Annotated in this window: 20 protein-coding genes and 1 tRNA gene; 9 read left to right on the top strand and 12 right to left on the bottom strand. The window is 46.7% G+C overall.

Annotated elements, in window-relative coordinates; genetic code table 11:
* The coding region (locus tag ACTJJJ_RS18970) for a T9SS type A sorting domain-containing protein (protein ID WP_440702656.1) at nucleotides 1-644 on the top strand (644 nt) is incomplete at its 5' end.
* A gap of 191 nt (nucleotides 645-835) precedes the next feature.
* On the opposite strand, the gene ACTJJJ_RS18975 is transcribed toward ACTJJJ_RS18970, so the two are convergent.
* Complete coding sequence (locus ACTJJJ_RS18975; RefSeq protein WP_440702657.1) at nucleotides 836-1450, bottom strand: response regulator transcription factor; 615 nt, start codon at nucleotides 1448-1450, stop codon at nucleotides 836-838.
* A gap of 277 nt (nucleotides 1451-1727) precedes the next feature.
* On the opposite strand from ACTJJJ_RS18975, the gene ACTJJJ_RS18980 reads away from it, so the two are divergent.
* Nucleotides 1728-2414, top strand: coding sequence for a response regulator (locus ACTJJJ_RS18980; RefSeq protein WP_440702658.1), 687 nt, complete (start codon nucleotides 1728-1730; stop codon nucleotides 2412-2414).
* A 75-nt stretch (nucleotides 2415-2489) separates the two neighbouring features.
* Here the strand turns inward: ACTJJJ_RS18980 and ACTJJJ_RS18985 are convergent, their stop codons facing one another.
* Nucleotides 2490-3047, bottom strand: a complete 558-nt coding sequence (locus ACTJJJ_RS18985) for a hypothetical protein (RefSeq protein ID WP_440702659.1) — start codon at nucleotides 3045-3047, stop codon at nucleotides 2490-2492.
* 197 nt (nucleotides 3048-3244) lie between these two features.
* Between ACTJJJ_RS18985 and ACTJJJ_RS18990 the strand changes: the two genes are divergently transcribed.
* Together ACTJJJ_RS18990 and ACTJJJ_RS18995 are read left to right on the top strand one after the other, a co-directional pair.
* A complete protein-coding gene (locus ACTJJJ_RS18990; protein ID WP_440702660.1) occupies nucleotides 3245-3520 on the top strand; it encodes a hypothetical protein in 276 nt (91 codons plus the stop codon).
* Between the two features lie 112 nt (nucleotides 3521-3632).
* Complete coding sequence (locus ACTJJJ_RS18995) at nucleotides 3633-6818, top strand: sensor histidine kinase (RefSeq protein WP_440702661.1); 3186 nt, start codon at nucleotides 3633-3635, stop codon at nucleotides 6816-6818.
* 63 nt (nucleotides 6819-6881) lie between these two features.
* Here the strand turns inward: ACTJJJ_RS18995 and ACTJJJ_RS19000 are convergent, their stop codons facing one another.
* Nucleotides 6882-8303 carry a sialate O-acetylesterase gene (locus ACTJJJ_RS19000; protein ID WP_188938328.1) on the bottom strand — a complete coding sequence of 474 codons (1422 nt, stop codon included), beginning with the start codon at nucleotides 8301-8303 and terminating at the stop codon, nucleotides 6882-6884.
* 260 nt (nucleotides 8304-8563) lie between these two features.
* Here ACTJJJ_RS19000 and ACTJJJ_RS19005 point away from each other — a divergent pair, with 260 nt between their 5' ends.
* Nucleotides 8564-8689 carry a hypothetical protein gene (locus tag ACTJJJ_RS19005; RefSeq protein ID WP_342089377.1) on the top strand — a complete coding sequence of 42 codons (126 nt, stop codon included), beginning with the start codon at nucleotides 8564-8566 and terminating at the stop codon, nucleotides 8687-8689.
* A gap of 246 nt (nucleotides 8690-8935) precedes the next feature.
* On the top strand, nucleotides 8936-9322 hold the full coding sequence (locus ACTJJJ_RS19010; protein ID WP_440702662.1) for an AAA family ATPase: 387 nt from the start codon (nucleotides 8936-8938) through the stop codon (nucleotides 9320-9322).
* An 826-nt stretch (nucleotides 9323-10148) separates the two neighbouring features.
* Here the strand turns inward: ACTJJJ_RS19010 and ACTJJJ_RS19015 are convergent.
* The 3 genes from ACTJJJ_RS19015 to ACTJJJ_RS19025 form a co-directional block, all read right to left on the bottom strand.
* Entirely contained in the window at nucleotides 10149-10733 is a 585-nt protein-coding gene (locus ACTJJJ_RS19015; RefSeq protein WP_440702663.1) for a LuxR C-terminal-related transcriptional regulator, read from the bottom strand.
* 61 nt (nucleotides 10734-10794) lie between these two features.
* Nucleotides 10795-14946 (bottom strand): two-component regulator propeller domain-containing protein, encoded by a 4152-nt coding sequence (locus tag ACTJJJ_RS19020; RefSeq protein WP_440702664.1) that lies wholly within the window; start codon nucleotides 14944-14946, stop codon nucleotides 10795-10797.
* 469 nt (nucleotides 14947-15415) lie between these two features.
* Nucleotides 15416-16162: an NUDIX hydrolase gene (locus tag ACTJJJ_RS19025; protein WP_188938309.1), complete on the bottom strand. Its 747-nt coding sequence runs from the start codon at nucleotides 16160-16162 to the stop codon at nucleotides 15416-15418.
* Between the two features lie 140 nt (nucleotides 16163-16302).
* Here ACTJJJ_RS19025 and ACTJJJ_RS19030 point away from each other — a divergent pair, with 140 nt between their 5' ends.
* On the top strand, nucleotides 16303-17940 hold the full coding sequence (locus tag ACTJJJ_RS19030; protein WP_440702665.1) for a carboxylesterase/lipase family protein: 1638 nt from the start codon (nucleotides 16303-16305) through the stop codon (nucleotides 17938-17940).
* Between the two features lie 127 nt (nucleotides 17941-18067).
* Complete coding sequence (locus ACTJJJ_RS19035) at nucleotides 18068-18376, top strand: hypothetical protein (protein WP_440702666.1); 309 nt, start codon at nucleotides 18068-18070, stop codon at nucleotides 18374-18376.
* Nucleotides 18377-18384: 8 nt separating this feature from the next.
* Here the strand turns inward: ACTJJJ_RS19035 and ACTJJJ_RS19040 are convergent, their stop codons facing one another.
* The 6 genes from ACTJJJ_RS19040 to ACTJJJ_RS19065 all read right to left on the bottom strand — a co-directional run bounded on the left by ACTJJJ_RS19040 (nucleotide 18385) and on the right by ACTJJJ_RS19065 (nucleotide 25383).
* Nucleotides 18385-19764 carry a serine hydrolase domain-containing protein gene (locus tag ACTJJJ_RS19040; RefSeq protein WP_440702667.1) on the bottom strand — a complete coding sequence of 460 codons (1380 nt, stop codon included), beginning with the start codon at nucleotides 19762-19764 and terminating at the stop codon, nucleotides 18385-18387.
* A 590-nt stretch (nucleotides 19765-20354) separates the two neighbouring features.
* Nucleotides 20355-20426, bottom strand: a tRNA-Arg gene (locus tag ACTJJJ_RS19045).
* 97 nt (nucleotides 20427-20523) lie between these two features.
* Nucleotides 20524-21195: an NUDIX hydrolase gene (locus ACTJJJ_RS19050; protein ID WP_188938302.1), complete on the bottom strand. Its 672-nt coding sequence runs from the start codon at nucleotides 21193-21195 to the stop codon at nucleotides 20524-20526.
* A gap of 20 nt (nucleotides 21196-21215) precedes the next feature.
* The gene (locus ACTJJJ_RS19055; protein WP_440702668.1) at nucleotides 21216-21830 is read right to left on the bottom strand and encodes a hypothetical protein; all 615 of its coding nucleotides are present in this window, start codon (nucleotides 21828-21830) and stop codon (nucleotides 21216-21218) included.
* A 198-nt stretch (nucleotides 21831-22028) separates the two neighbouring features.
* Nucleotides 22029-24035: a 1,4-alpha-glucan branching protein GlgB gene (gene glgB / locus ACTJJJ_RS19060; RefSeq protein ID WP_188938300.1), complete on the bottom strand. Its 2007-nt coding sequence runs from the start codon at nucleotides 24033-24035 to the stop codon at nucleotides 22029-22031.
* Nucleotides 24036-24174: 139 nt separating this feature from the next.
* Entirely contained in the window at nucleotides 24175-25383 is a 1209-nt protein-coding gene (locus ACTJJJ_RS19065; RefSeq protein WP_188938297.1) for a dipeptidase, read from the bottom strand.
* Between the two features lie 214 nt (nucleotides 25384-25597).
* On the opposite strand from ACTJJJ_RS19065, the gene budA reads away from it, so the two are divergent.
* Nucleotides 25598-26425, top strand: coding sequence for an acetolactate decarboxylase (budA, locus tag ACTJJJ_RS19070; RefSeq protein WP_440702669.1), 828 nt, complete (start codon nucleotides 25598-25600; stop codon nucleotides 26423-26425).
* Nucleotides 26426-26428 lie beyond the last annotated feature (3 nt).

Raw genomic sequence — 26428 nt, forward strand, 5'->3', positions numbered from 1 at the left:
GGTCTGATCCTGCCGCATCGGTCGGCACCCAGGTGTTTAACATCGGAGGAGACTGGACAGATGACGGACTATTCAATACAACAGTATCTTCTGTCAATGTCACTGACATCAACCTGCCCGTCACACTGATCTCATTCTCGGCAGCAAAAGAGGGCAAAACCGCACTGCTTTCCTGGTCGACCAGTGAAGAAATCAACAGCGACCGATTCGAGATAGAACGCAGTCCCAATGGCAAACAGTGGAATAAAATAGGATCGGTAGAGTCCGGTAAGGAAAGCACAACAATCAGAAAGTACTCCTTCACCGACGAGAGCCCTCTGACAGGAAGAAGTCTTTACCGCTTGAAGATGGTGGACCAGGATAACACGTTCGCGTATAGCGTCATCCGTCGGGTCAACACGGAGGGCAGGGGAATTGCCCTTTACCCCAACCCGGCAGCGGATTTTGTCAAACTCGACGGCATTGCACCAGCTTCGGTCAAAAACGTCGAAATCCTTAGTCACAACGGGATCTCTGTTTATCAATCCGCCGCTGTTTCTACCGAGGGTATCGATGTCAAAAAGCTGGCACCAGGTGCTTATCTTTTGAAAATCACCGACCTGAACGGGGCACTAAACACACAAAAGCTGCTTATTGCAAGATAAGTTTTAGTTGATAATCAATGCCTTTTCTAGTATTACAAAAACCGACAGCCCGGCAGATTCCTGCCGGACTGTTTTGTGCTGATGGCTCGAATAACCAATAGTTGGCGAAGCTCAAATAAAAAAGTCGCCCGCGAAGATTTTCGCGGGCGTGCCTGAATTCACATCACTAAGTAAACTATCCTCTCAATTATTCAATCGACGCTAACCTTCTTGGCCAGGTCCAAAACGTTGTTAACTCGCATCTTGCGAAATATGTTTGCTTTATAAGTGCTCACTGTATTGCCCTGGATCTGCAATATCCCGGCAATTTCCTTGGTTAATTTACCTTGAAGTATCAACTGCATCACTTCTCTTTCACGGTCTGAGAGTCGGGGTTCACGCACATTGTAGATAGGGCGCCCATTAAGCAGTAGCTTGTGTACATTATTGCTCACGTAGTGTCTGCCATTTAATACAGCGGACATCGCCCCGACCACCTCTTCCCGTTTCGCCGACTTTTGAATAAAGCCCTTGGCTCCCACGAGCACATAGCGTTCGGCGTGCACATGTTCGTGCGCCGAGGTGAATATGATGACGCTGGTCAATATAGAGATGCGACTAACAAACTCTATCATTCTTATACCCGTGTGATTTTCGATCTCGATATCCAGTATAACCAAGTCAAAAATCTCCGCTCTGAGCAGCTCTAACGCTGAGCCGATACTTTCTGCCTCGACGATTTCACAATCCGTGTACAGCTCTCTGAGGACCGTTTGCAAGCTAAGTCGGAACAAATACTGCCCATCGATGATTAGAATTCTTTTCATATCTGGAAATTCATCTCTTATGGTGTAAAAAAGAATAATCGACCCGGTCTTTCGCCAGCCGAACGATAAACAGTATACGCTAATATTAAGCGCTCCTGTTCAAGCAAGATATTTCCTCATTTATAACAAAAGTAACTGGTTGCCAGCATACTGGTGCCGCTCGAATGCCAAGCGAAGAGATAAATGAATTCTATCGAAATCTCGAATTATTGCCAGCATGGTTTTTCATCAAGTATTTTTATTTTTGTAGCTACTTCGCCACAAAAATATCCTTATCATGCAGGAAGACGAGCAGACAAAAATTCTGTTGATCGATGACCACGAAATTGTTTTGTGGGCCCTCACAGCTATTGTTAGAGAAAGCATCCCCGAGGCCTCGCTATTTTCGGCTTCATCATTTGACCAGGGGCTCGGTATAGTTGCTAAAAGCCCGATAGACTTAGTTGTATTGGACATCGACGTTCCGGGAGGGAATAGCCCCAAGATGATTGAAAGCCTAAGAAATGTCTACGCCCCTGTTCGAATTCTAGTGCATAGCGCAATGAACGAAGAAGATTTTTCTGTCAAATACTTAAGCGCGGGTGCTGACGGCTTTCTTTCAAAGTCAGCCCCCTTCACCGCGATCGCAAGAGCAATGCGGATGGTTTTGAACGGAGAAAAGTACATGAGCTCACAAACGCAAAGCTACCTGGCGCATAACTACCTCAAGTCTATCAGTAACCCTAACAAACACAAGGAGGCGGCGGTGATTACACCACGGGAGGCTGAAATCATAAGATTACTTCTGCAAGGCAAGTGGACAAAAGAAATAGCGGGGCACCTGGGCATCAAATGGAGCACAGTCAGCACACATAAACTTAGCATATTCGAGAAGTTTGGTGTGACCAACGTGATCCAGCTCTACAAGAAAATCGAAAAAGAAAATCCCGAACTACTCAATATTGAAGCTCCAAAAAAAGCATAAACAACTCATAGAACATAAATTTTTACAGCCCGGTGCAAGTTTGTGCCGGGCTGTTTTCATATACCAATGCAAAACTCAATAGATACTCATCTGCTTTCTGACTGTCAGCATCGCGCCAAACGTCTGAGGAAACAACTTCCCGGTATCCAGACCAAAACTGGCCCCGATATCTGTCGGACCGGCAATGCTGACACGCGTCTGCAAGTTCAGGACCGCTGAAAATTGCCTCACAGAAGACTTGAAAGGCGCATTGTAAGTTCCCCAATTACTCGAATACGAACATTTGCCTGCCCATTCCACTCTTCGAAAGAGCTTCCCTCGCACTCCCAGGTGATAGACCGACACCCGGTTATTGCTCGTAAAGAAATCCGCATACTGAGGCTGTGCCCAAATGGTTTCTGTGGTTGGCGTCCCCAAATGATTTCCAACCCGATTTCCATCATCGAACGAATTAGGTGTGCTACTAGCATCCCCGGGCTTCCCTGAAACAATCCTGAAATAGTTCTTTATCCCATTGGGCATTCTGCCGTCTATTGTCTCATGGGAACTTCTGCCTCCCCACTGTACCTGATGATTGAAGCCTGCCAGCAGTTTAACCCTGGAATGATCCCGGCCGATCCGGAAGTAGGCCATTTTTTGATGGAGTTTAAGCCGGCACATTATTAATTACAAGTAGTCCGGACCACGAAAAAGGGCTTTATCAAACCAGGAACTGTGAACTGTATCTGTATCGGGGACGCTACAATGATCTTCGAAGAGCTTACAACCTTTGCATCGGCTCACAGTACACCACCCCGGAGCAAAAATTTCTTGCTACACTATACTACTTTATGGGACTGGTTATAACCAATAAAAACGCCACCGAAAAGCTCGTCGATCTCAATGAAGCATCGCAACACTGTGGATTTTCACACCCTTGTTCTGCACTTGGGCAACTGGCCGATTGGATTACCAAAAAAGAAATTCAGCTCGAAAAGCGGGAGCGTATTCTGGCGGCGATCAACCTTACTTCCGATAGTCAGATCGTCGTTTCATCAGCAAAGACCGAGAAGGGTAATATTCCTGAAAATCACCCTTCTGCAACGGTCGTCGGTTTTGATCACTAAAAATCTGACCCAGGACACATCCAACGCCGGTTTTACCGCTGCCCGTCCGGCATATTCAATTTCAAATGGTTTCATCAGTTAAATTTGCCGGCTGATACCAAAACACCACCCCATGATTAAACATTACTTTTTAAGGTTGATAAAACCCGGTTACTGGCTGCCCATTTTCGTTTCACTTGCGGTGGTGATGCAGGTCGGGCCCGCTCACGCACAGGTCGCCTTGAGAGTCAACCACTACACCTCAGAAAACGGCCTGCCTCAAAACAGTATCAAAAGCATCGCTGCCGACAAAGAAGGTTATGTATGGCTTGCAACAGAAGCGGGTTTGGTCCGTTTCGATGGACGAAACTTTGTCTCACTGAGTGGGAAGCTGAATACGAGCGTAGACGGGATTGTTGGTATACAGCCTGTGTATCAAAACAACGGCATTTTAGCCAATGGTCGCGCGTCGAAAATGTATGCAGAGACGAATGCCGGCGACCTGATTCAGATCAAGGATGGGAACGCTGAAAAGGACGATAACGCATACAATTATAAACAAGCTCTGACCTCGGCCCAGCTTCAATCGATGAAAGGAGTAAACTGGATCAAAGGGATACCGAATATATCTGGTTTTCCCGATGATGAGCGTCCTCATGGATTACCCGCGGCCAGCCGAGACGGGAATTACTATGTTTTCAACAAAAACAGCGTGATATACTACCGAGGCTGGAAAAAAAACTATGAAATTTCAGTTAATAACCTGGTCGTTTCAAAAGCTTTTGTCTGGGACGGAAACCTGTGCTGGGTGAAAGATCGTAATACCGTCTCCCAGGTTGTCAATGGTCGGGTACAGGATCTTCGAATAATTGGCGATATTATTAATGATCCTTCCTACAACGACCTGACGGCAGAGATGAAACTGCTGTGGAACCCCAACTCGGAGCAGGCTTTTTTGCATCAGGATAATGCGACATACGTGCTCGAACGGTATGGTAATGGCATGGTTTACGCCAGGCTTCTGGCGAAAGATTTTGATTTTCACGCCAACGGCATAACGGTAGCATACTACGATGCAATTAACGGAAAACTACTCGCAGGAGGTCTGGCAAAGGGCCTTTTTGTTATCCATGTACCTCAGTTTGAGGTTGTAAAAACCGGGGGCAACGAGATCTCGAATGTGTTTTACGCACAAGTTGCTTTTGGGGAAAACACGGTATTGACTCCAACGGGAAACATACTCGGAAAAGACGCCCGCTCCGGCCAGATAATAGATCAAAACTTTTCTATGCTGGCTGAGCTAAACCCTGCGGACAAGTGGGTGATATTTAGGAGCAAAGATGGGAAGCTCTGGATCAGAAGCTGGGAAAAACTGCTTCTGTTTTCAAAGGGCGCAGAAACGCTTGAAAAGACGTGGGAATTTGAAAAACATATTTCTTCTGTCTGCCAGGACAAGAGTGGGAAAATTTGGGTAGGAGTCTCCAAAGATATTTTCCTGCTGGACCCTAAACAGCCCGAAATTGCTCCTAAACAGCTTAAATTCAAACTTCCCGCGAATATCACTTGCATGGAAACCGCTCGGGACGGCTCGCTATTGGTCGGCACGGAGGCCGGCCTTTATAAGGTAGGCACCACTTCCGGAAGCGGCACGATACTGCCAGGCACAGACAGTACCAACATCAAAAGCATCCGCCGGTCAGGCCAGAATCGCTTGTGGCTTACAGCCAGGGGCAAGGGGCTAATGCTTTTGGTCAACGAAAGTAAACTTGCTACCTTCCCGTTAGACAAAAACCAGTTCCTGGCATCGGCGCACTGCGCTGTCGATGACGAAGCTGGCTCTTTGTGGATACCTACCAACAGAGGGCTTTTTCAAGTATCCGAGAAAGAATTGCTCGACTACGCCAATGTAATATCGACCTCACCCCAAACTACCCCAAAGCCACCATTCTTTATCCATCATGCACTTGATGAGGGTTTTGCCAACAACGAGTTCAATGGAAGTTGCCAGCCGTGCGGCCTGAAACTCGGCAATGGGTATGTTTCACTCCCATCGATGGAGGGCTTTGTCTGGTTTAGGCCGGAACAAATACGCAAGTACAACGACCAATCCGCTATTAAGCTTGATCAGGTATTGGTAAACCAAATCCCACTTGAACAGACCGATGGGGGATATTCGTTACCCATCAACCCGCAGAATGTCGAGTTTCATTTTTCAACCCCATTTTTTGGAAACGTCAGCAACCTGGATGTTTCTTATGCGCTGGTTGAAAAAGGAAACAATCAGACAAGCCCAAACTGGAATGAAATCGGCAATGAAATGGTGATCCATTATTCGAGCATCCATGCAGGTGAATACGACCTCGTCGTTCGCAAGCGCAGCAGCCTGTCCGCGGATGGCTATGTTTATAAACGAGCCCATTTTTTCGTGCCCCAGGTTTGGTATTTGACGAATTGGGTTCTCATAATATTTGCAACTGCAATCTCGGCTCTTTTGGTCGTCGCCGGACTGATGCTCAACCGGTTCAAGCTGAGGGCAATCCAAGCAGAAAACACTCAACTAGAGACTATTGTTGCTACCCGAACAAACTCACTTCGAAATACGATGACCGAGCTGGAAGCGTCGAAAACAGAACTTACCGGCCAGGTTCATCTGATGTCTCGTCTTCTGGCGTCGATCACACATGACATTCAGACACCTTTGAATTATGCCACCTATGTGTCCGCAGACATTGTTGACCTTTGCAAAGATGGCAGGTATGATCAGGTTCAGAAAGCGGCAACGATCGTATCTTCCATATCGGAGCGGACCGCAACGTTGCTTCGCGACTTGCTTAATTATGTCAAAATGCAGATGTATGGTAAACAAATTCAAATTAAGCCCCTAAATATTCATGCGCTGATTCAGGAAAAGATTGCGCTTTTTGAAAAAGTAGCACTCGCCAAGAACAACACAATTATCAATGACGTCGCCGAGGGCATTTTTGTCGATTCCGACGAGCAACTTTTAGCGATCATCGTTCATAACCTGCTTGACAATGCGTCTAAGTACACCTACCAGGGCACGATTAGTTTCAGTTTTCACGATGACGTGGATAGAAAGGAACTAATCATTTCTAACACGGGAACTGGTCTGCCGCAAGAAAAAGTGGATTTCATCAACGATCGGGAAGTAGTAATCAGTACGGATCCGATGGGTCCAAAAGGAAGGGTCGATGAGCTCGGACTATTGATTGTTAAGGAGGTTGCGGCTATGATCCAGGTGCAGGTGAGCGTCTCCCAAACTGATATGGTAAACTTTCGGCTCAGATTCAAGGCCTGACCTTACCAGCACAGATGAGGCCTTCGAACTAGGCCTCATCTGTGCCACCTAGGTTTAGCAATATCACTCTTTTATGGCATACAGCCTGATATGCGTAACCGAGTTCTGCCCGTCATCTTTAATGGGCAAATGGCTCTGAAAGTGTTGGATTGCCCCCACAGAAAGCCACCAGCTTGCATTGCGGTATCGGATGTCCCCGTGAAAAAGTGTGGTCGTTGGGCCACCGGATCTGGTCGAATAATATACCAATGAGGCAAATCCCTGCGAGTTGATAGTTGTATCTATACCCAGGGTATTACCAAGAATCTTCTTATCCGCCCTTTCTTCTACAAAAGCATCGCTCATTGCAAATGGGCTGTACCGCTGCTTCCACTCAAAATATGTGTTAGTGAGGCTTCCTCCCGCGACCACCACCAATTTGAAATGGTAGTAGCCATCGCTGTTTTTGAACTTCCATATCTCGCCCAGTCTTGAATGAACATTATGAGACGGATTATCGTCGTTTTGACCTATCGCGTCCAGCACATTAGTGAACAAGCCGCCAGCCACGTTGTGGTTAAGCAACAGGCTCTGACCACTTGGTGGCACCATATAACCGGAAGGGCTGGAATTATTCTGGGCTGACAAAAAACCATCGTAATAGCGTTTCCCCAGCTCATACTGAGCCGCAGCCGAAAAATGTATCAGGTCCCCATAGTTAGAGCTCAGGTTGTTTGCCGGCACTGTATAGGTATAGGGCACCTGGTTAGGAATACCATTAATGACGGATTGGTATCCAGCTCTGGCGGGATCCTCCGCCACCCAGGCAGGCATCATCTGTCCCAGCACGAAAGGCAAAGCAGGATTACCTACGTGCTCGCGCATGGATTGTATGAAGTTGCACAAGATCTGGTGGTAATAGTGGGTACCCGCGGCTGCGTCCGCTTCTCCCTGATGCCATAAAAAACCATCAATCTGATACCCGGCATTTTTTGCCCATTTGATACGGGTAACCACATCCCTGAAATAGTTAGTATCTGTTCTCCATGAATTGTACGGATACTGCGAGTCACTCCAACCCGAACCGCCAGCCCCAGCAGGAATAAGGAGCAATTGAATATCCGCCCCAGGATTTTGGCTTTTTAAAAGGTCATAATAATAATAACAGAACATGGACGCAAATGAGGCGCGGTCCGTATACGTTGTAATGTGATGAACGCCATAAAATGTAAGTGGGATCTCATTGAAGTTTTCATTACTCCGCCCTAGCTGGGACATTCTCCTTTGGGCAAAATCAGGGGGGAGTATCACATCCCCGGCCCCCGAGCAAGTGTTACTTTGCCCAGCGACTATAATCGCTCGTTTTATCAAGGGAGCCGCCTTTTTCTTCGCCGCAGGGGCTGCCTTGCTGGTTTGACTTCCCTTGGGATATACTTTTGCCTGCGCCGGGTTATACGAGGAAAAACATATTCCCAGCAGTAATAGCAATACTGAATAACACTTCATATGATTTGAAGATACAGGTTCAATGGCAATGCCCAAATCCACGAAGATTTGGGCAAACGCCTATGGTTACACGGATGTATCAAATGTAGATAGGGAATGAGAAAAAAATAATAGCCGGTGTTCGAGCAGATACTAGAATAAATTCCGTTCAGGGCAGTTTGGGGTTATGCGGAGCGAACATTCCATGGGAATTTTCCAATTCTAACCAGGCATGCAGGGTCCATAAATTAAACTCGGTGGTATCCGGTAACTTCGTGGTCATGACCCGCAGTAATTGCCTTTTTCAAATCCCGGTATACGATTACCGATTGGCGCACTCGATCCAGTTCCTGCTCGACCACATCCGGCAGTTGCTGTTTGTGGTCTTCTTCGTTGCAGGAAACTAGGATAAAGCCCATCATACAGGCGAGCGAGCAATGAAGGATATTTTTGAATAGACGTTCGCAGTTGTTGAAATTCCCGGTAATTCGCATGGATTTATTTTTTAGGATGAATTAATTTTTACCAGAGCAAAACAAGCCAGAAGGCAGCATGCCTATATCGGAGTTTCTACCTATTTTACATTATTCATCCCCTATTTTCTTTTCGTAGTCAACCGCTTAACCACAAGAACACCATTTATTTTGACCGCCATGGAATTAGTAGAAAGGTCGGATTTTTTATCAGCGTTAAATCATCAGTTTGAAGAATCCGTTAGTGGCGATGGGCATTGCATGCTCATCAGCGGCGAAGCCGGGATTGGAAAGAGCTCGCTGGTGAAAGCCTTCTGCGACAACCACAGAAAAGGCAGCAATATATTTAAAGGTACTTGCGATGCGCTGTTTACGCCCAGGCCGCTTGCGCCTTTATACGATGTTCTGTGGGAGTGGCACAACGGCGATCTGTTAGCGCTGGCGGCTGCCGGCCATCGAAACGAGCTTTTCATCCGTTTTCTTAGCGAACTGAAAAAACTGGCATGGCCGACCATTCTGGTTTTTGAAGACATCCATTGGGCAGATTGGAAAATTCGGAGTCATTGACCATCAGATTCCGCGGCAGATTGACCATCGATAGGTTATTGCTTTGTACGAGTGAAGGAACTATCAGTCATTTACTTACACTGGCCAGTTTTTCCCGAAATAGACTGTCCTTTATTTCCGAATTGGGGTGATCAGCGGCTCCGAATTCTCCACCAAGGAAGTGCCTCCCATATCACAGGGAAAGCATTTCGCTCAACAGGCCCAAACTGGCGCATTTTACAAAATCACCCAATTGACACAATTTTCATCGATTATTCTTATTTAACAGAAAATTAAATCAAAAATACCCAGACGATACTCGAACCGATACCAATCTCACAATCAACACCTTAATCAATAAATGGTTTTTAGCATGAGATTAGTTCGAACCAATAAAAAACTCAACCTAAACTACACAACAAGCTAAAAATCAACCATTTAAAACACGAAAAAGAGCGATCAATATGTGAAAATTGATCGCTCTTTTTCGTATCGTGCTCCCGACGGTACAAAAGTCGAACCTTTTGCTGGACGATTTGAGGAGGTTGGCGGCGTTATTCGAGAACTCTGAAGGGTTTACTAAGCGATTTTCTTAACTCTAAACTGTCTGTATTTTCGGGACACTACGAACCTCCCAGACTGATCTCTTCTGACTATACGCTAACCAACGCTGGGCCATAAATGGGCCATTATAGTTTTCTATATTACCAGTGAATTCCAATTTAAGAAGGCAGATCAAAGGTGAGCAGAAATATTACCCGTCGCGCCATCGAAATAGCGAAATCGCTTGTTTATCTGCGGTCGCAGTGACTTTTCATTCCGTCATGACAGAATCAGGATCGGAATCCTACATTCTGGCCCTTAGCTGAAAAATGTCATTTACACGGAGCTTCTTGAATATACTGGCCTTAATCTTGCTGACCGTAGATGCCTTACGGCTTAGCTCAGTAGCAATCCAGGACGTTTTCTTACCTTCAACGAGATATCTCGCGATCTTATATTCGTGGGTTGTAAGGACGGCCTTCCCATGAACTCGGCCTCTATACAAATCAAGTAAGGTCCACAATACTTCTTGACTAATATATTTTTTCCCCTCCCGAACTTCTTCAATACACTTTGCTAATTCTTCCGGTTCGACCTCACTGGAAAGATAGCCGCTAATGCCTGCCTTCAGGTAACCTATCACCGTCTTGGATTCGGACCTATCTCCAAAGACGACAATCCTTGCGGTAGGATACAGTACACTGGCTCTAAGGATACCGTCGATTTCACTGGATTCCAGGGCAAGATCTACGCTTGTAACAATCAAATCTACGGTTTTGCCCGGATTGTCACCACGATAAGAAGTGATACTTTCCGACTCAATTATGCTGATGGAGGGCCAGGAGTCTGGGGTACACAAAAAGTCACCAATTCGGGTGATATGTGGCATCTTATTATTTCTTTACCCGAGCAATGAGACATTCTTTTTGTTATATGTCAATTTCACCGTACTAGCTTTGTATTTTTTGTGACAATTCTTCCAGCATTTCCATTAGTTCTTCCAGGTTTACCGGCTTGCTGATATAATCATCCATTCCTGCGGCAAGGCATCGCTCCCTATCTTCCCGCAGAGCATTAGCCGTCATAGCGATGATATAGGGCGTGGTTGGGTTAGTTGCCCTGATCTTTTTAGTCGCTTCAAGACCATCCATACCAGGCATTTGTACATCCATTAATATTAAATCAAATACTTTTTGCATTGCCCTTTTCACGGCTTCCAGGCCATCGGTAACCATCTCAACCTGGTAACCGAGCTTGCCCAGCACATTCAGGATCACAATTTGATTCACTTTGTTATCCTCTGCAACCAATATCTCCAATGGATACTTTATGGAAAAATTTGAATACAGTACCTTACCGGCAAGCTCAGCTTGCTGCACTGCCGGCGCCATGTCCCCCTGTTTAAACTGATCGTAGATACTATTGAAAAAAGTCTTTTTACAGACCGGTTTTTTCAATAAAGCATAAAAAAGGTCTTTCTGATCTTTCGGCAGCTCATTGCCCCTGGGACTCATAAGTACGACGGGAAGTTGAGGGTAATTGTCTTTTATAAGCCTTCCAAGCTGTATCCCGTCCATAGAAGGCATATACAAATCGGTAATGACCATCTTTATACTTTTATTTTGAGCCAGTATTTCAAGTGCATCGGTACCGCTGCTTGCACATAATGGCGCCAGCCCCCACTCTTTCAGCTGGTCCGCAATGATTTCCCGACTATTCCGGTTATCGTCCGTCACCAGGATTTCGATTCCCCCAAAATCGTGGCGATAGTCCGGAAGCGTTTGATCTGGCGAAATTTGCCTTCCTGCAAGGATCGAAAAATAAAAGGTGCTGCCCTCGCCTGCATTGCTGGTTACACCAATAGTTCCACCCATCAGGTTTACCAGCTTTTGACAGATGGCAAGACCCAGGCCTGTGCCGCCGTATTGTCGGCTTGTAGAAGAGTCTACCTGTGAAAATGCCTTAAACAGGCGGTCCCTCTTGCTTTCGGAAATACCAATCCCACTGTCCCTGACTTCGAAGTACAGTCCGACCTGGTTGTCATCAGACCTGCCATACAGGCTGACAGTCAAGACCACCTCGCCGTCCTTGGTAAACTTAATGGCATTTCCTATCAGGTTGACTAAGATTTGACGAAGCCTTTGCCCGTCGCCAACCAGCTGCTCGGGCACATCGAGACTGATTTTATACAACAAATCCAGCCTCAATTCGACCATTTTTGGCATAAAAACATCCACTACATCTTCGATGCAGTTCCTAAGATTGAATGCCCTTTCTTCCAGTTCCATATTACCGGACTCTATTTTGGAAAAATCAAGAATATCATTGATCACAGTCAGCAAGCTGCTACCGCTCAACTGTATATTTTTTGTGTAACTGAGTTGTTCTTCGTCCAGGTCGGTTTCCGCCAACAGCGAAGCCATACCAATCACCCCATTCATAGGAGTTCTGATCTCATGACTCATGACAGCCAAGAAGGAGCTTTTTGCGTGGCTGGCCAGCTCTGCCTGCTGCTTCGCTTTTTTCTCTTCCTCAATCGCTATTTCCGCGAGGCGTTTCGCTTTTCTTTCTTCCTCGATCGCCACTTCGAGTTGCATGGTGCGCTGTTTGACTTTTGTTATAAGCCGTTTCTTCTGCCTGCGGATGGAATACGTGCGGAGCCTGTGAATAAGGATCAACAGACCGGTAAAGCCGATCAGTGAAATCAGCCTGAACCACAAGGTAAGCCAGAATGGCGGGGTGATGGTAATTTTTACAAAGTTGCCTTTATTGTTCCATACGCCGTCATTGTTGGATGCCTTGACCCTGAAAGTATAAGTCCCGGGATCAAGATTCGTGTAAGTTGCCGTTCGCTTGTCCCCTACATAGCTCCAATGCGGATCAAATCCTTCCAATTTGTATGCATACTGGTTTTTCTCAGGGATTGTATAACTGAGCGAAGCAAATTCTAGCGTAAATACGGACTGTTTATAGGAAAGGGTAATGGACTTCGTATCATTGATATCGCTTTTCAGAATGGCGGATTTATCGCCTACTGAAACCGTTTTGTTAAAAATCTGGAAGCTGGTAAGATAAACCGGAGGAATGAAAACATTGTACTTGATACTGTCGGGAAAGAAAGTGCTGAAACCGTTCACCCCACCAAAAAACATTTGCCCGGCTTCGGTAACAAAGCACGAGTTATCCCTGAACTCATTGCTTTGCAGCCCGTCCTTCACCCCAAAATTCCGGAAGGTTTTATTTGCGATATTGAGCCGTGAGATTCCTTTGTTTGTACTCAGCCACAGGTTTTTATGATGATCTTCCAGCATTGCAAAAACAACGTTGCTGGCGAGGCCGTCTTTTTCGGTAAAGGCTTTAAATGTTTGTTTATGGGTATCAAAGTAATTGAGGCCGCCCCCCACAGTACCTATCCACAAATTGCCTCCCTCCGCTTCCCGAATGCACTGGACCTTATTATGCGACAGGCCAGAGATATTGTTCGGGTTACGCTGATATCGGGTAAAATGCCTACCGCTGCTGTCCAGTTTGTTCAGCCCGTTATAAGTCCCTACCCAAATTACCCGATTCTTATCCTGGAAAACAGTTGTCACAATGTCCGAGCTAATGCTGGTGCTGTCAGCGGGATCGGTGCGATAATGTTTGAATTTCTTGCTTTTGATGTTGTAATAATTCAATCCACCTCCCCAGGTCCCAATCCATAAATTGCCGTCAATATCCGTAAAAAGGTTGTTGACATCCGCAATGGACAGACTGTTGGGATCCTTGGCATTTGGCAAATGATGTTTTGCAATGCCCGTTTTGGTATTAAAAAGATCGAAGCCGCCTTCGTGGTATCCCAATGCCAGTATATCGGCAGAAACCCGTACGATAGAAATCACATAGTCATTACTGATTGAATTTGCATTTCGAGGATCGTACCGGTAACTGGTAAAAGTGTTGTTACCATAGTTAAATACGTTCAGGCCGCCGCCATCTGTGCCAATCCATATTTTATTACCTGAACTGTCCCCACATAATGAAAGCACCACATTGTCGGTCAAGCTGCCCGGGTCTCCCTGTATGTGCCTGTAAGAAAGAAATTTCTCCCCAAACTTCGGCAGGAGATCGACGCCGCCTGCATAGGTTCCCACCCAAATATTTTCAGCATCATCCTGATAGATCGTATATACAGAATTATTGCTTAGCGCGGCAGGCTCGTTGGACTGGTGTTTGTAATTCATAAACTGCCCTTTTCGCTTGTCATAAACGCTGATACCCCCATTTTCAGTCCCTATCCAAAGCTTGCCGTCTTTGGCTGCGAGAATAGAAAGAATGTCGTTGTGAGCAATCGAATTCGGATCCGTTGTTTCGTGAAGAAAGTTGCGGAAAGACCGGTCCCTGAGATTGTAAAGAAACAAGCCTCCGCCCTTCGTACCCATCCACAAATCCCCATGATGGTCCATACGCAAAGCTCTGATGACCGGTGCCGGAGAACAGTTTCCGCAGTTTACATCAATACGTCGGCTGGTGTATCTGTCATTGTTGATCGTGACCTGGTAAAGCCCATTTTCGGTTCCCAGCCACAGCGAGCCGTCGTTATTCTCTTCAATGCGGTAGATAGGATTTTTAGTTTTGCTACCCTGGGTTTGCCCGGCTTGCAGAAACAGTCTGAACGTCTTGCTCTGCCGGTTAAACAGAAACAGCCCTTCCTGAGTAGCCAGCCAGATCCTGTTTTTACTATCCTCAAAAAGATCGCTGATATCCTGGGTTATGTAGTGTACAAAACTATTTTTGTTTCTGTCAAATCTATCCAGTCCATTAGAAGTCGCAACCCACAAATCGCCCTGCTTATCTTCCAGTAGATCCTGTATATAACTATCTGAAATGCTGCTTTTATCGTAAGCATCATGTTTGTAGTGTGTAAAAACGTAACCGTCATATTTATTCAAACCATCTTCACATCCAAACCACATGAATCCCTTTTTGTCTTTCAGTATCGCCGAGACGTGGCTTTGGGCCAATCCTTCATTTGTGGTAAGGTGATTGAATTTTACACTTTGCGCTTGCACGAGGCTATGCAGCGCCCACCAAATAAACGCGATAGCTACTGCGTGTTTCATTTTATTCGGACGTGAGCGTCTGATCTGGTGTACAAAACATTTATTGATCCAATCAATTGCTCCACTGTTGGAAAATGAAGCCGGTCATTAATAACTCATACAATATAAAAAAATAATTCTACAGGAGGAACCCTTTCGAGTAATTCGGTGCCCTAGACCACCCAATTCCCTGGTCAGCCCGAAGCGGAATTGGGTGGTCAATTTTTTTGATCCTTTTGGAGTGAGAAAGGACTCATACTGCTGCTTTTCGGATCAATTTTCCCCTTTGAAGGGCTCTTTGACAAGCTTTCGTTTCTGATCAAATTCATCGGACTGACCTAAGACAACAATTCCGTTTATCTTATCATACTCCACAATACGTACCCATGTATACGTAATACGGAATCCCCAATACTAAATCGGTTACTGAATAAGGAAGGCTTTCCCTAGCTCTTCCGACTCATCAGTATGCAAAATGCTGACAACTAACTTATTTATCCATGATAAACTGATATAAATACGGGGCTTTATGGGCGCCGCCACTATATTGTTTTTCAAGTCTTTCCAAGATATCAAGACTAAGCATCTTGCGCTGAAAACTCGACCGGCGCAGCTGCTGTCCAAGAATCGTCTCATATAATTTTTGAAGTTCTCCCATCGTGAAAGCTTTGGGCAACAATGGGGCCGCCCAGCTGTCGTAGCCACCTAGCTTCCGGTCAAGATCCGCTCTTAACGTCTCCAAAGCCTTTTGCGCAATTGCTTTATGGTCCAGCATGAGCTCCGGTAGATTTTCCAGCGTATACCAAATGCAATTATCCGAAAGCGGGTCCGGTGTAGGGGCTGCCTTTCGAAAATCAATCAGCGCATAATAACCCACGGAAACAAAACGTCGGAGAAGCCAGTGATCGTCGGTCGGATTCAATCCTTTGGCCTGCATGATCGTGCGAAGCGGCGCCTGATCATAGCGGGCCAAATCTCCAAACGTGTAAAATTGGTCAAGGTAAATATCCGAAAGTCCGGTACGCTCACTGAGCACGCGCCGGGCCGCATCATTCATATTCTCATTCTCTCTCACAAACCCGCCGGGTAATGCAAACAGGTTGGTATTGCGATATTCCAGCAGCAGGATTTTTAGCTGGTATTGATCAAAACCAAAAATCACGAAGTCCATGGCCAGTCCGGGCAGGTAACCAATTCCTTCTGGATTTTGCTCTAATGGGGTCAATTTCTCACTCATTATATTAAAATTCAATGCACAAATTAGAAAAAAGAAAGATTGTCAAAGTAATTTTCTATTATTGTTCCATAATGAGACAATATGGGATTTATTCGTCAGATTGTCTTTCCTGCTATTATGGACTTCTATATTAATTGAAAATGAAAACAATCTTTATTACCATGCTGCTCGCTCTGCAAATGATGCATGTGGCGACTGCGCAGTCTAAAAAAACGAATTTGGCTCCCCAGGCCAAAACAGCGAACGGAACTGTCGAAGGTGTTGTCGAAACCTCAGGGGTCAGGGCATATAAGGGAATTCCTTTTGCCGCTCCCCCGGTCGGCGAATTCCGCTGGCGTGAACCACAACCAGTTAAAAACTGGAATGGTGTTCGGAAAACCGATAAGTTCGGTCCCCGAGCGATGCAAAATCCTGTTTTTGGGGACATGGGTTTTCGTTCCGACGGCATGAGTGAAGATTGTCTGTACCTGAATGTGTGGACGCCAGCAAAGTCTGCCAGCGAGAAACTTCCGGTACTTGTCTATTTCTATGGAGGCGGTTTTGTGGCCGGAGACGGTTCTGAGGGACGTTATGATGGCGAAAGTATGGCTACAAAAGGTATCGTGAGCCTGACTGTAAACTATCGTCTGGGCGTGTTCGGTTTTTATGCCTCAGAGGACCTTACGAAAGAATCTCCACACCACGCTTCGGGTAACTACGGGTATCTGGATCAGGCGGCAGCACTTGCGTGGGTTAAGCAAAATATTGCAGCCTTCGGAGGCGATCCTGGCAGGGTTACCATTGCCGGAGAGTCGGCTGGATCGCTTTCAGTGAGCGCATTAATGGCTTCACCGCTTTCCAAGGATTTGTTCTCTGCTGCTATTGGTGAGAGCGGGTCCGTTTTGGGCACACTTCCTCCAGTCCCTCTGGCACAAGCCGAGCAGGCAGGCGCCAAATTCAATGAGCAGGTAGGCAAAAAAACATTGGGAGAAATGCGTGCGATATCTGCTGAGGAGTTGCTAAAAGCGACAGTTAGTTCGGGTGTTTCCAGGTTTCTTTCCGCGATTGATGGCTATTTCTTTCCTGAGGCGCCTTTGAAAATATTCAAGGCAGGGAAACAATCACAGGTACCGTTGTTGGCTGGATGGAATTCTGAGGAAATGAATTACCGTATGATTTTGGGCAAGGAAACGCCGACGCTTGATAATTATACAAAGGCAGTCCGGAAGTTGTACGGAGCAGATGCGGATAAAGTTCTAAAAGAATATTCAGCTTCCTCTGATGCAGAGGTCGAGCAAGTCGCAACTGACCTGGCAGGCGACCGCTTCATTGGTTTTGGTACTTGGAAATGGATTGACATTCAAAGTAAAACCGGTGGTGGAAAGCCCGTTTACCGCTACTTATACGGTCGTCCACGCCCCGCAATGAATGCTGAAATGGGAAATGTGTCTGCGAACCTTGCCGGTGGAGTTTCCAAAACCACAGAGCCTGTTGCGAAAGCCCCATTACCCAAAGGAGCAGTGCATTCGGCCGAAATTGAATATGCTATGGGCAACCTCTCGCTGAATAAAGTGTACGCCTGGACGCCTGAAGACCATAAAGTGTCAGCAACGATGCAGGAGTATTTTGCCAATTTTGTTAAAACAGCAAACCCTAATGGCAAAGGTTTACCGGAATGGTTACCTGTGAAAGGCGACGGTGATGCGCACTACATGTACCTCGATGTCAACAGCCGCCTGGAGACTGAAAAGCACAAAGGTCGATACGTTCTGATGGATGCTATGGCTGCGAATGATTAATGAAAAAATCTCACTGATAATGCAGTGAAAGCACTCAAAAATGTTCCGTGTGCGCATATTGACAACGAACCGCGCGGCCGCCAGAGTTTCTGGCTGAAAATAATTAGGCAAGACCTATCTAGAAGACGTGTTAAATGCCTATTTGTTTGAATCGCTTGAAGAAGCGGCCGCCGCTGCGGTTCGTATTTTATCCGTTGAGTGGATGGATAACCATAATCGCCTACACAAATATCAAGACCTAGCGGAAATGCTCGTGCCCAATTTCCAAGACCAGCGTTTAGCCCTAGCCAACCAGTTTTCAGGGATGAGTGCCGAAGAAAGGATTTCCTTCTCAGTTTTAAAAATACAGAACCCGACTCGTCAATTTACGATTTTGAGAAATTTCCTTCAATTCAATGAGGCGGGCGGAATCTGTGGAAAATTGAAATCTGCCTGATAGGTAAGTTATCGGATTTTCCTGACCATAGCGCGCATATCCTCAATTTGTATCTCAAAGCCGTCCACTTTTCCGGAGGTGTCTTTGGTGAATACATGCTTGTTCGGAAATACTTCGTAACAAATAAACTGATCAGGAGAAGTGAAATGCATCTGCCACGCATCAGACATCCTGCTGTCTTTAAAGTATAGTTTGCCATCCTTTTTATAAATTTCAATTTTTGCCGGAGGGCCATCTTCGGGGAAACCATACTGACCAACATATTGGCCCATTTTATGGTCGCTGATCGCTGTGTCCTTCACATTTGCCTTTTGGGCGGCCAGGCTGGCGGCTAAAAGCGAGGGGGTCATAGTGTTCTTGTTAGACCCATTGCTCAGCATGGTTACATACACATCTTCGGTCGGCAGGTATATCTCAAAAGATGAAAAACCGTTGATACTTCCGCTATGCTGCCATGTCGGACCACCCGCAAGCGGCTGTAATCCAAAGCCAAAACCGTAATTTGTTTTTTCGCCATTGCTTAATGTAAAAGGTGTAACTGCCTGTTTGAAAGTTTCAGGTTTCAATATTTTGTTTTCAGTCAATCCCTTTTGCCATTTAAAAAGATCATCCACCGTCATCATCAGAGCACCGGCCGAATAAGCTGCTGACGCATTCAGGTAATCAGCATTGTTTATAGCCGTATCGGACATTCCGGAATAGCCTTTTACCCTGTTTTTTACGATTGTTGAGGGGTAGTCGAAAAATCCGTGGTCCATTCCAAGAGGTTTGAAAACATTTTCCGTAAGGTATTCAGCGTAAGAATTTCCGCTTATTTTTTCAATTATAAAACCAAGTAAAATGTATCCCGAGTTGCTATAGTGATATCCGGTGCCGGGAGGAAAATCGAATGGTTGATTTTTGAAAATCGCTATGATATCAGCCGGTTTATTGTCCTTTTTACCCAGGTCCACATCAGGGTTTTGAATCTCCGTATAGTTTTTAATTCCGGAGGTATGCGACAGCAGATTTGCAACTGTGACTGTCTGGCCATTTGTGGGGTAATCGGGAATATACTTTTTGATGTCATCGTTCAGATCAAGAAGCCCTTTTTCGGCCAATTGTAAAATGGCCACGGCGGTAAATTGTTTGGTCAGCGACGCAATGCGAAACACGTGGGCTGTCGTCATGGGCACATTCAGTTCCAGGTCAGCCATGCCAAATGCTTTTTTGTAAATAACCTGCCCTTTTTTGGACACCAACATTGCACATCCAATGCCGTTGGGTTTAAACTTTGCAGCCAACAAGTGATCCAGCGTTTGCCTAAGCTGCTTATCTTCTGGGGATGATTGTGCGCTTGCCCAAAAGGCAATGCACATGAACAGCAGGAAGTTTGGTATAAATTTCATGGACGTCGCGTTTAGTTAGTAAGCCAGTTAACGGCCAATGAAATACATGCCAAGCACAAAGAGCGCTGATTAACAATATATTACGAGTTCACATTTCAAAAAAAACGTCCGTTAATGTACTGCATGTGTCCGCTTAAAGCTGGACTTTCTTTACCTGAATTCCTGCGGAAGGAACAATCTCCGTCTGCACATCCTACCGTAACCTGCGTTCTAGTATTGACGACCCACGCCTTGACGTCGCGTTGTTGCATATAGATGGGTAATTCACCGCTCGAATAATTGGCTCTTCGTTTTAGATAGAATAACAATGTGAATGTTTTAACTAGCATAGTAAACCATTTTTTTGTGAACGAAATAGGTTTAAAGCTTCGAAAAAATCAAGATGCTTATCTCTCGAACAGGTTGATAATGAATAACTTGCAGGCGACCTGGTGAGCACTTTGAAAACTTGCCTAAAAAAGGCGGTTTGCTCTCGATTTGCTCACCAGAATATTGAGAAAATTTGCACGTTTTTACTATATACGCACAAAAAGAAAACCCTGCAAATGGCTGATTTGCAGGGTTTTGCTGAATTTTGTTGTATTATATAGTGCTCCCGAAGGGATTCGAACCCCTATCGATGGTACCGGAAACCATTATTCTATCCATTGAACTACGGGAGCGTAGTGGACTTTCGTCTCTAATGGGGTGCAAATATAGCTCGTATTTTGAATTTTGAGCAAATCACGCCCGATTTGTTTTCAGATTTCTGACCGGAAATCATAACTTTTTTAGCAACTCCCAGTCGCCCACGCTTTTCAGATAAAGATAATCCAGCAACACCCCGTTCACATTCGTAATGAGTTTGTGCCCCTCTTCGAATGGAACCACGAAGGTCTTGATGTATTCGTGGTCGGAGAGCAGGCCCTGAACGGTATTGTGGTACGATTGGATTGCCTCCGAGGTAAGTTCCAGTTCACAGTAGAACATGTACATTGCCTCGTCACTGGTGCCGGTGGACGGGTAAAAAGGCTCGCTGTTGACACTGATCAATTGCGATTTGTCGACGGCAATGCCGGTTTCTTCGAACACTTCGCGTGCAGCTACGGACGCGGCGTCACTTTCGCTGTCAAGCATGCCGGCGGGGTGTTCGTAGGTCATGGAGCCGTCGCAAATGCGGCGTTGCTGCACCAGAAGCAGGTATTTTTCTCTTGTAACAACATCAATAAAGCAAACAAGCACGCTTACCACCTCGCCTTTCAGGAAGCAGATCGGCGGTATTTTATTGCCTTCCGGCGTGGTAGCATCCGTGTACAGGAGCGAAAACAGTACTTCGCCATGACCATTACGGCGGGTGTAAAGTTCATCTACACGATGGATATCCAGGCCGTTCGAAACCAGCCGGTTTTTCCAAAGATTAAATTTGTGCGAATCCGTCAGATTCTCTGCCATGAGCTAGTGTGTCGGTTAAATCAATTATACAACGGGAAGGACAATGCTATATAGGGAACACCGTAGGTTGTCGAATACCGCGTCTGGCCGTTGATCAGCTTTTCAGGCGCAGCATATGTTACGCGGCCGTGCACGTAGGCGACTTTCAGGCCGATCTGATCGGTGATCCAAAACCGGATGTAGGCTTCGGATTGCCCGTTTTGTTTGTCCATAAAAAGAGGCAGCGCATTCAGCGTGGCAGGAGCACTTTTCAGATAGGCGTTGTAATGCGCACCGCCTTCTCCGTAAAGTTTGCCGCCTGCGTACAACGCATTACGTTTCAGACCGAATGCAAGGCCAAAAAGGTCGGTATTAGCACCGATATCGAATTTCCATAGCCTGACATTGGCTCCAACCAGGAAGCTGACACCATTCGCGGAGAGTTTTCCAAATTTTAGTGTATCGGCATTGAGGGCGCTGGTCTTCGGAAGCATGTCGGTACGCCCTGCATAATAACCCCAGGTACGTACGCCCCACCCTACTCTGAACCACGGAAAGTTGGTGAGACTCAGCTCCTGGTGATAGGTGGCGGATGGCACCCAAACTTTGTCCTGATAGCCCAGACCAAGGTCGATACCGGAAGTAACGCGGGACAAATCCTGAGAAAAAGCTTGTACTGAAACTAAAAAAACAAAAAGTACTATTAATCGAATGCGCTTCATCTGATTCGTGATGTTTTGATCGGCAAAGGTAAAAAAATAAGGCAGAGACCCCAGCCTCTGCCTCAAGATCGTCTATGAATTAAGTAAACGGTAGACACGCTTTAGTTGCTCCACCGTTGCCTCTGTTTACAATCATTTTCGTTTAGCAACCACTTTTTTGAGAACTACAGCACCCAACGGAGGCAGATCGAGCATCAGCGAATGCGCTTTCCCGTGCCACTGGTGGTTCTCGGCCGTTACAGCATCATAATTGATGATTCCGCTGCCACCAAATTGCGCCGCATCCGAGTTGAATATCTCCTGCCAGCTTCCTTCCGAGATAACTCCGACCCGGTAGCTTTTTCGGGGAACGGGCGTCAGGTTAAGGGCGATAATGAGGTTGCGGGCCGGATCGATCGATTTGCGCGCGTAAACGAGCACGGAATTCTCCCGGTCCTGTGTATCGATCCATTCGAAACCGTCGTGGGAAAAAGAGAAATCGAACAATGCCGCTTCTTCCTTGTACAGTTTGTTCAGCGCGATCACACATTCACGGATGCCTTTGTGAGCCGGTTGTTCCAGCAAGTGCCAGTCGAGACTCTGCTGGAAGTTCCATTCCGAAGTCTGGCCGAATTCCCCGCCCATGAACATGAGCTTCGTGCCCGGGTGCGTGAACATGTACGTGAACATCAGTCGCAGGTTCGCAGATTTCTGCCATTCGTCGCCCGGCATTTTATTAATGAGTGACTTTTTCCCGTAAACGACCTCGTCGTGCGAGAACGGAAGCATGAAGTTTTCGGAAAATGCATATACGAGACTGAAAGTAAGCTGGTCCTGATGCCATTTGCGGAACGCGGAGTCTTTTTCGAAATACTTCAGCGTATCGTTCATCCAGCCCATCATCCATTTCATGCCAAAGCCCAACCCACCTACAAAAACAGGGCGCGAAACGCCCGGGAATGCCGTCGACTCTTCGGCGATGGTCTGAACGTCCGGGAACTCGGTATAAACAGCCACATTCATTTCCCGCAGCAAAGAGATCGCTTCCAGGTTCTCGCGGCCGCCGAATTCATTCGGTATCCATTCGCCGTGTTTACGCGAATAATCGAGGTATAGCATCGACGCCACCGCATCCACGCGCAAGCCGTCCGTGTGATAACGGTCGAGCCAAAAAATAGCGTTGCTGATCAGAAACGATCTTACTTCATTTCTTCCATAATTGAAAATATAGCTCTTCCAATCGGGATGGTAACCTTTCCGCGGATCTTCATGCTCGTAAAGCGAGGTACCGTCGAAGCGGAACAGGCCGTGAGCATCACCAGGAAAATGCGAAGGGACCCAGTCCATATACACGCCAATGCCCGCCTGGTGCAGCTGGTCGATGAGGTACATCAGTTCCTGCGGCGTACCCATACGCGATGAACACGAAAAGTAGCCGGTGATCTGGTACCCCCACGACGGCGCGTACGGATGTTCCATAATCGGCATCAGTTCCACATGCGTGAAACCCATTTCCTTCACATAAGGTACCAGGCTTTCGGCGATTTCCTTGTAGGTAAGATGTCGCTCAGGATCGGAAGGATCGCGTTGCCAGGAGCCCAAATGTACTTCGTACACCGAGATCGGCGCATTCAGCTTGTTTTTCTCCTTCCGTATTTTCATCCAATCCGCATCATTCCACTCATACCAGGTATCCCATACGATGGATGCCGTGCGCGGCGCTACCTCGCACCAGAGTGCAAACGGGTCCGACTTTTCGAGGTGCTGCCCGTTTTGGGAAATAATGTAGTATTTATAAACCTCTCCCACCCCGATGTTTGGCACCCAACCTTCCCAGATCCCGGAGCTGTCCCAGCGGGGTGCCAATGCGTGGGCACCGTGGTTCCAGCCATTAAAATTCCCGATCACCGACAGATAGGTCGCATTGGGAGCCCATACGGCGAAATACGTTCCTACCACTCCATTGACTTCCATCACGTGCGAACCCAGCTTTTCATAAAGCTTGTAGTGCTTGCCCTGACGGAACAAGTGTATGTCGAAGTCTGTAAAACGGCTAATGGTTTCCACCGCATTCACCGGCTGGGCCGCCACAGGGGTGCCGGCATCCTCGGCAGGATCAATGGTTGCGTTTGTTTTTTTCTTTCCGGTTGACTTAGCCATTTGTAATTCTTCAATTAATGTGTAATCTGTTCGAGGACGTAAGATTTACAATTTTATTAAACTATTTATTAAAATGTATATATTTTTTAGTCCTCCTATATCGCTTCGGGTTCCATCCGGGGCGCCACTTGAAGGCAAATCAGATGTTGCCTGCGGCCTTTTCTACCTGATCCAGAACGCGCATGATGTTGCCGCCCCAGATCTTTTCGATATCGTTCGCAGAATAGCCTCTTTTGACCAACTCTTCGGTAATTGCGCCGATCTGGCTCACGTCCTGCAAGCCAACGACCTCCCCGCCCCCATCCATATCCATGCCAATGCCCACGTGTTCGACACTCGTGAGCTTGATCACGTGCTCGATGTGGTCTACTGCCTCCTGCACAGTGGGTTTATCAGCTTTGTATTTCTCGTCGATCGCCTTCATTTCATCGCGCAAAGCTTTCTTATCGGCATCTGAAAGGTCAGTCTGGCGAATTTTAAGGCGCAATGCTTTCAACGACATTTCGTGCGGCTCAGAAGGCTTTTTCACAAATCCGGGCACAAAATTGATCTGAATCACGCCCCCATTTTTAGCCAGCGTTTTGATCATATCGTCGGTCATGTTGCGTGGCACATCGCACAACGCCCGGCACGACGAATGTGAGGCGATTACAGGCGCCTTGGTGAGCTTGATCACATCGTAAAAAGTGGAATCGGACACGTGCGAAATGTCGACCATAATGCCCAGCCGGTTCATTTCCTTCACCACTTCTTCCCCAAATGCGCTCAGTCCATTGTATTCAGGGCCGTCTCCGTCGGTGGAAGAATCGCAAATATCGTTGTTCAGCGAATGCGAAAGGGTAATGTAGCGCAGGCCGAGGTCATAATACAGTTTCAGGTTGGTCAGATCCTTCCCTACCGGCCAGCCATTTTCCATACCAATGAAAACAGCGCGTTTCCCCTCTTTTTGAAGGCGATAGGCATCTTTGGAAGTGATTGCCAGGCCGGCGGTTTGCGGATTGGCTTTTACGGCTTCGTGGATTTTGTCAAAAATCGCCAATGCCTTTTTCTTTGCCTCGGCATTCGCAGCTTCCGTGCGCTTGCCCTGCCCGAGGTAAACGGCAAAAAACATCCCGTCCATTCCGCCCCGGATCATCCGCGGAAAATCGATCTGTGAGCGTTCCTTTTCAAAATCGTGCTCCACGGCCACATCAAAACCGGGTTTCATCATATTAATAGGTACATCGGCATGGGTGTCGATGGTCAATGCCGCCGCGTGAATCTTTTTGGCCTTGTCCGACATCACGGGCGGTGCGAGTTGCGCATGCGTAAGCGCAGGAACGAGTAACAGGAGTAAAAACCTTTTCATTTTCAGGAGTAATTGGTGATTGGTAAAGGAATATAAGCTGTTTTTAATTTGGCCTTTTTTTCGCGGATTGCCAACTAACACGATGCATTCCCTCCTATTCTCCAAAATATCCCATGCCAGGTGCTATAATCCTTTGAATAGAATGTCACCGCGCGCTTTGCAAAGAACCGGCCATATGCCGTCTTTTGTAACCATTCCAAAACCCTTTCCACGCATGGTTCGTCTTTCCGCTTCCAACAAAAGAACATTCAGCAGCCTCCTGGCAATCTTTCTCCTCGCCTTTTCAGCAAGCTGCGCGATAGCCCAATCAGCCGAAAAACGGCCCAAAACGGCACCGGAGAACGATTTCATGTACCAGTATTCGATCATCGATGCGCTCATGGCAGGCGTTTTTGACGGTGACCTGACGATCGGGCAGTTGAAAAAGAAAGGCGATTTCGGCGTAGGCACATTCAACAGGGTCGATGGTGAACTGCTGATTGACAAGGGGCGCGTTTACAAGATCGCCTACGATGGCTCGGTTAGGGAAGTCTCCGATTCCGACAGTACTTCCGCTGCATTCGTCAAATTCTTCAAAGCCGACACCGTGATTCATTTAAACGGCCCGGGCCTGACCTACGAAAAGGTACAGGAGCAAATCAAGCATGTATTGAACCCGAACGGCATTTACGCGCTGAGGATTTCGGCCACGTTCCCCACCATGACTACGAGGGCCGAAAAACCGGCCAGCAAGCCCTACACCTCGCTACCCGAGCATTTGAAGCACAATCAGGTCGTTTTTGAATTGAAAAACACGAAAGGCATTTGCGCCGGCTTCCTGCTTCCGCCCTATCTGGCGCGCACCAATGTGCCGGGGTTTCATTTGCATTATCTGGCGGACGATCACAAATCAGGCGGGCACATCTTCAACTTCACGGCCGACGCGCTTACTATTGAAATAGATAGGACCAAAGGCTTCACCATCGAAAACAATACCAATGCCGAATTCAGCAAAGTAAACCTTCAACCCGACCGCGGCGCCGAATTGAAAAAGATCGAGTAGCCC

Source organism: Dyadobacter sp. 22481 (genome assembly GCF_052044875.1).
Classification (GTDB): domain Bacteria; phylum Bacteroidota; class Bacteroidia; order Cytophagales; family Spirosomataceae; genus Dyadobacter; species Dyadobacter endophyticus.

Bases quoted from the DNA above. Each gene is read 5' to 3' on its own strand.
- ACTJJJ_RS19065 (WP_188938297.1), bottom strand. From the start codon at position 25,383: ATGAAAAGGTTTTTACTCCTGTTACTCGTTCCTGCGCTTACGCATGCG.
- ACTJJJ_RS18990 (WP_440702660.1), top strand. From the start codon at position 3,245: ATGGGACTGGTTATAACCAATAAAAACGCCACCGAAAAGCTCGTCGAT.
- budA (WP_440702669.1), top strand. From the start codon at position 25,598: ATGGTTCGTCTTTCCGCTTCCAACAAAAGAACATTCAGCAGCCTCCTG.
- ACTJJJ_RS19040 (WP_440702667.1), bottom strand. From the start codon at position 19,764: ATGAAATTTATACCAAACTTCCTGCTGTTCATGTGCATTGCCTTTTGG.
- ACTJJJ_RS19000 (WP_188938328.1), bottom strand. From the start codon at position 8,303: ATGAAGTGTTATTCAGTATTGCTATTACTGCTGGGAATATGTTTTTCC.
- ACTJJJ_RS19015 (WP_440702663.1), bottom strand. From the start codon at position 10,733: ATGCCACATATCACCCGAATTGGTGACTTTTTGTGTACCCCAGACTCC.
- ACTJJJ_RS18975 (WP_440702657.1), bottom strand. From the start codon at position 1,450: ATGAAAAGAATTCTAATCATCGATGGGCAGTATTTGTTCCGACTTAGC.
- ACTJJJ_RS19030 (WP_440702665.1), top strand. From the start codon at position 16,303: ATGAAAACAATCTTTATTACCATGCTGCTCGCTCTGCAAATGATGCAT.
- ACTJJJ_RS19025 (WP_188938309.1), bottom strand. From the start codon at position 16,162: ATGAGTGAGAAATTGACCCCATTAGAGCAAAATCCAGAAGGAATTGGT.
- ACTJJJ_RS18985 (WP_440702659.1), bottom strand. From the start codon at position 3,047: ATGGCCTACTTCCGGATCGGCCGGGATCATTCCAGGGTTAAACTGCTG.
- glgB (WP_188938300.1), bottom strand. From the start codon at position 24,035: ATGGCTAAGTCAACCGGAAAGAAAAAAACAAACGCAACCATTGATCCT.
- ACTJJJ_RS19020 (WP_440702664.1), bottom strand. From the start codon at position 14,946: ATGAAACACGCAGTAGCTATCGCGTTTATTTGGTGGGCGCTGCATAGC.
- ACTJJJ_RS19010 (WP_440702662.1), top strand. From the start codon at position 8,936: ATGGAATTAGTAGAAAGGTCGGATTTTTTATCAGCGTTAAATCATCAG.
- ACTJJJ_RS18980 (WP_440702658.1), top strand. From the start codon at position 1,728: ATGCAGGAAGACGAGCAGACAAAAATTCTGTTGATCGATGACCACGAA.
- ACTJJJ_RS18995 (WP_440702661.1), top strand. From the start codon at position 3,633: ATGATTAAACATTACTTTTTAAGGTTGATAAAACCCGGTTACTGGCTG.
- ACTJJJ_RS19005 (WP_342089377.1), top strand. From the start codon at position 8,564: ATGACCCGCAGTAATTGCCTTTTTCAAATCCCGGTATACGATTACCGA.
- ACTJJJ_RS19050 (WP_188938302.1), bottom strand. From the start codon at position 21,195: ATGGCAGAGAATCTGACGGATTCGCACAAATTTAATCTTTGGAAAAAC.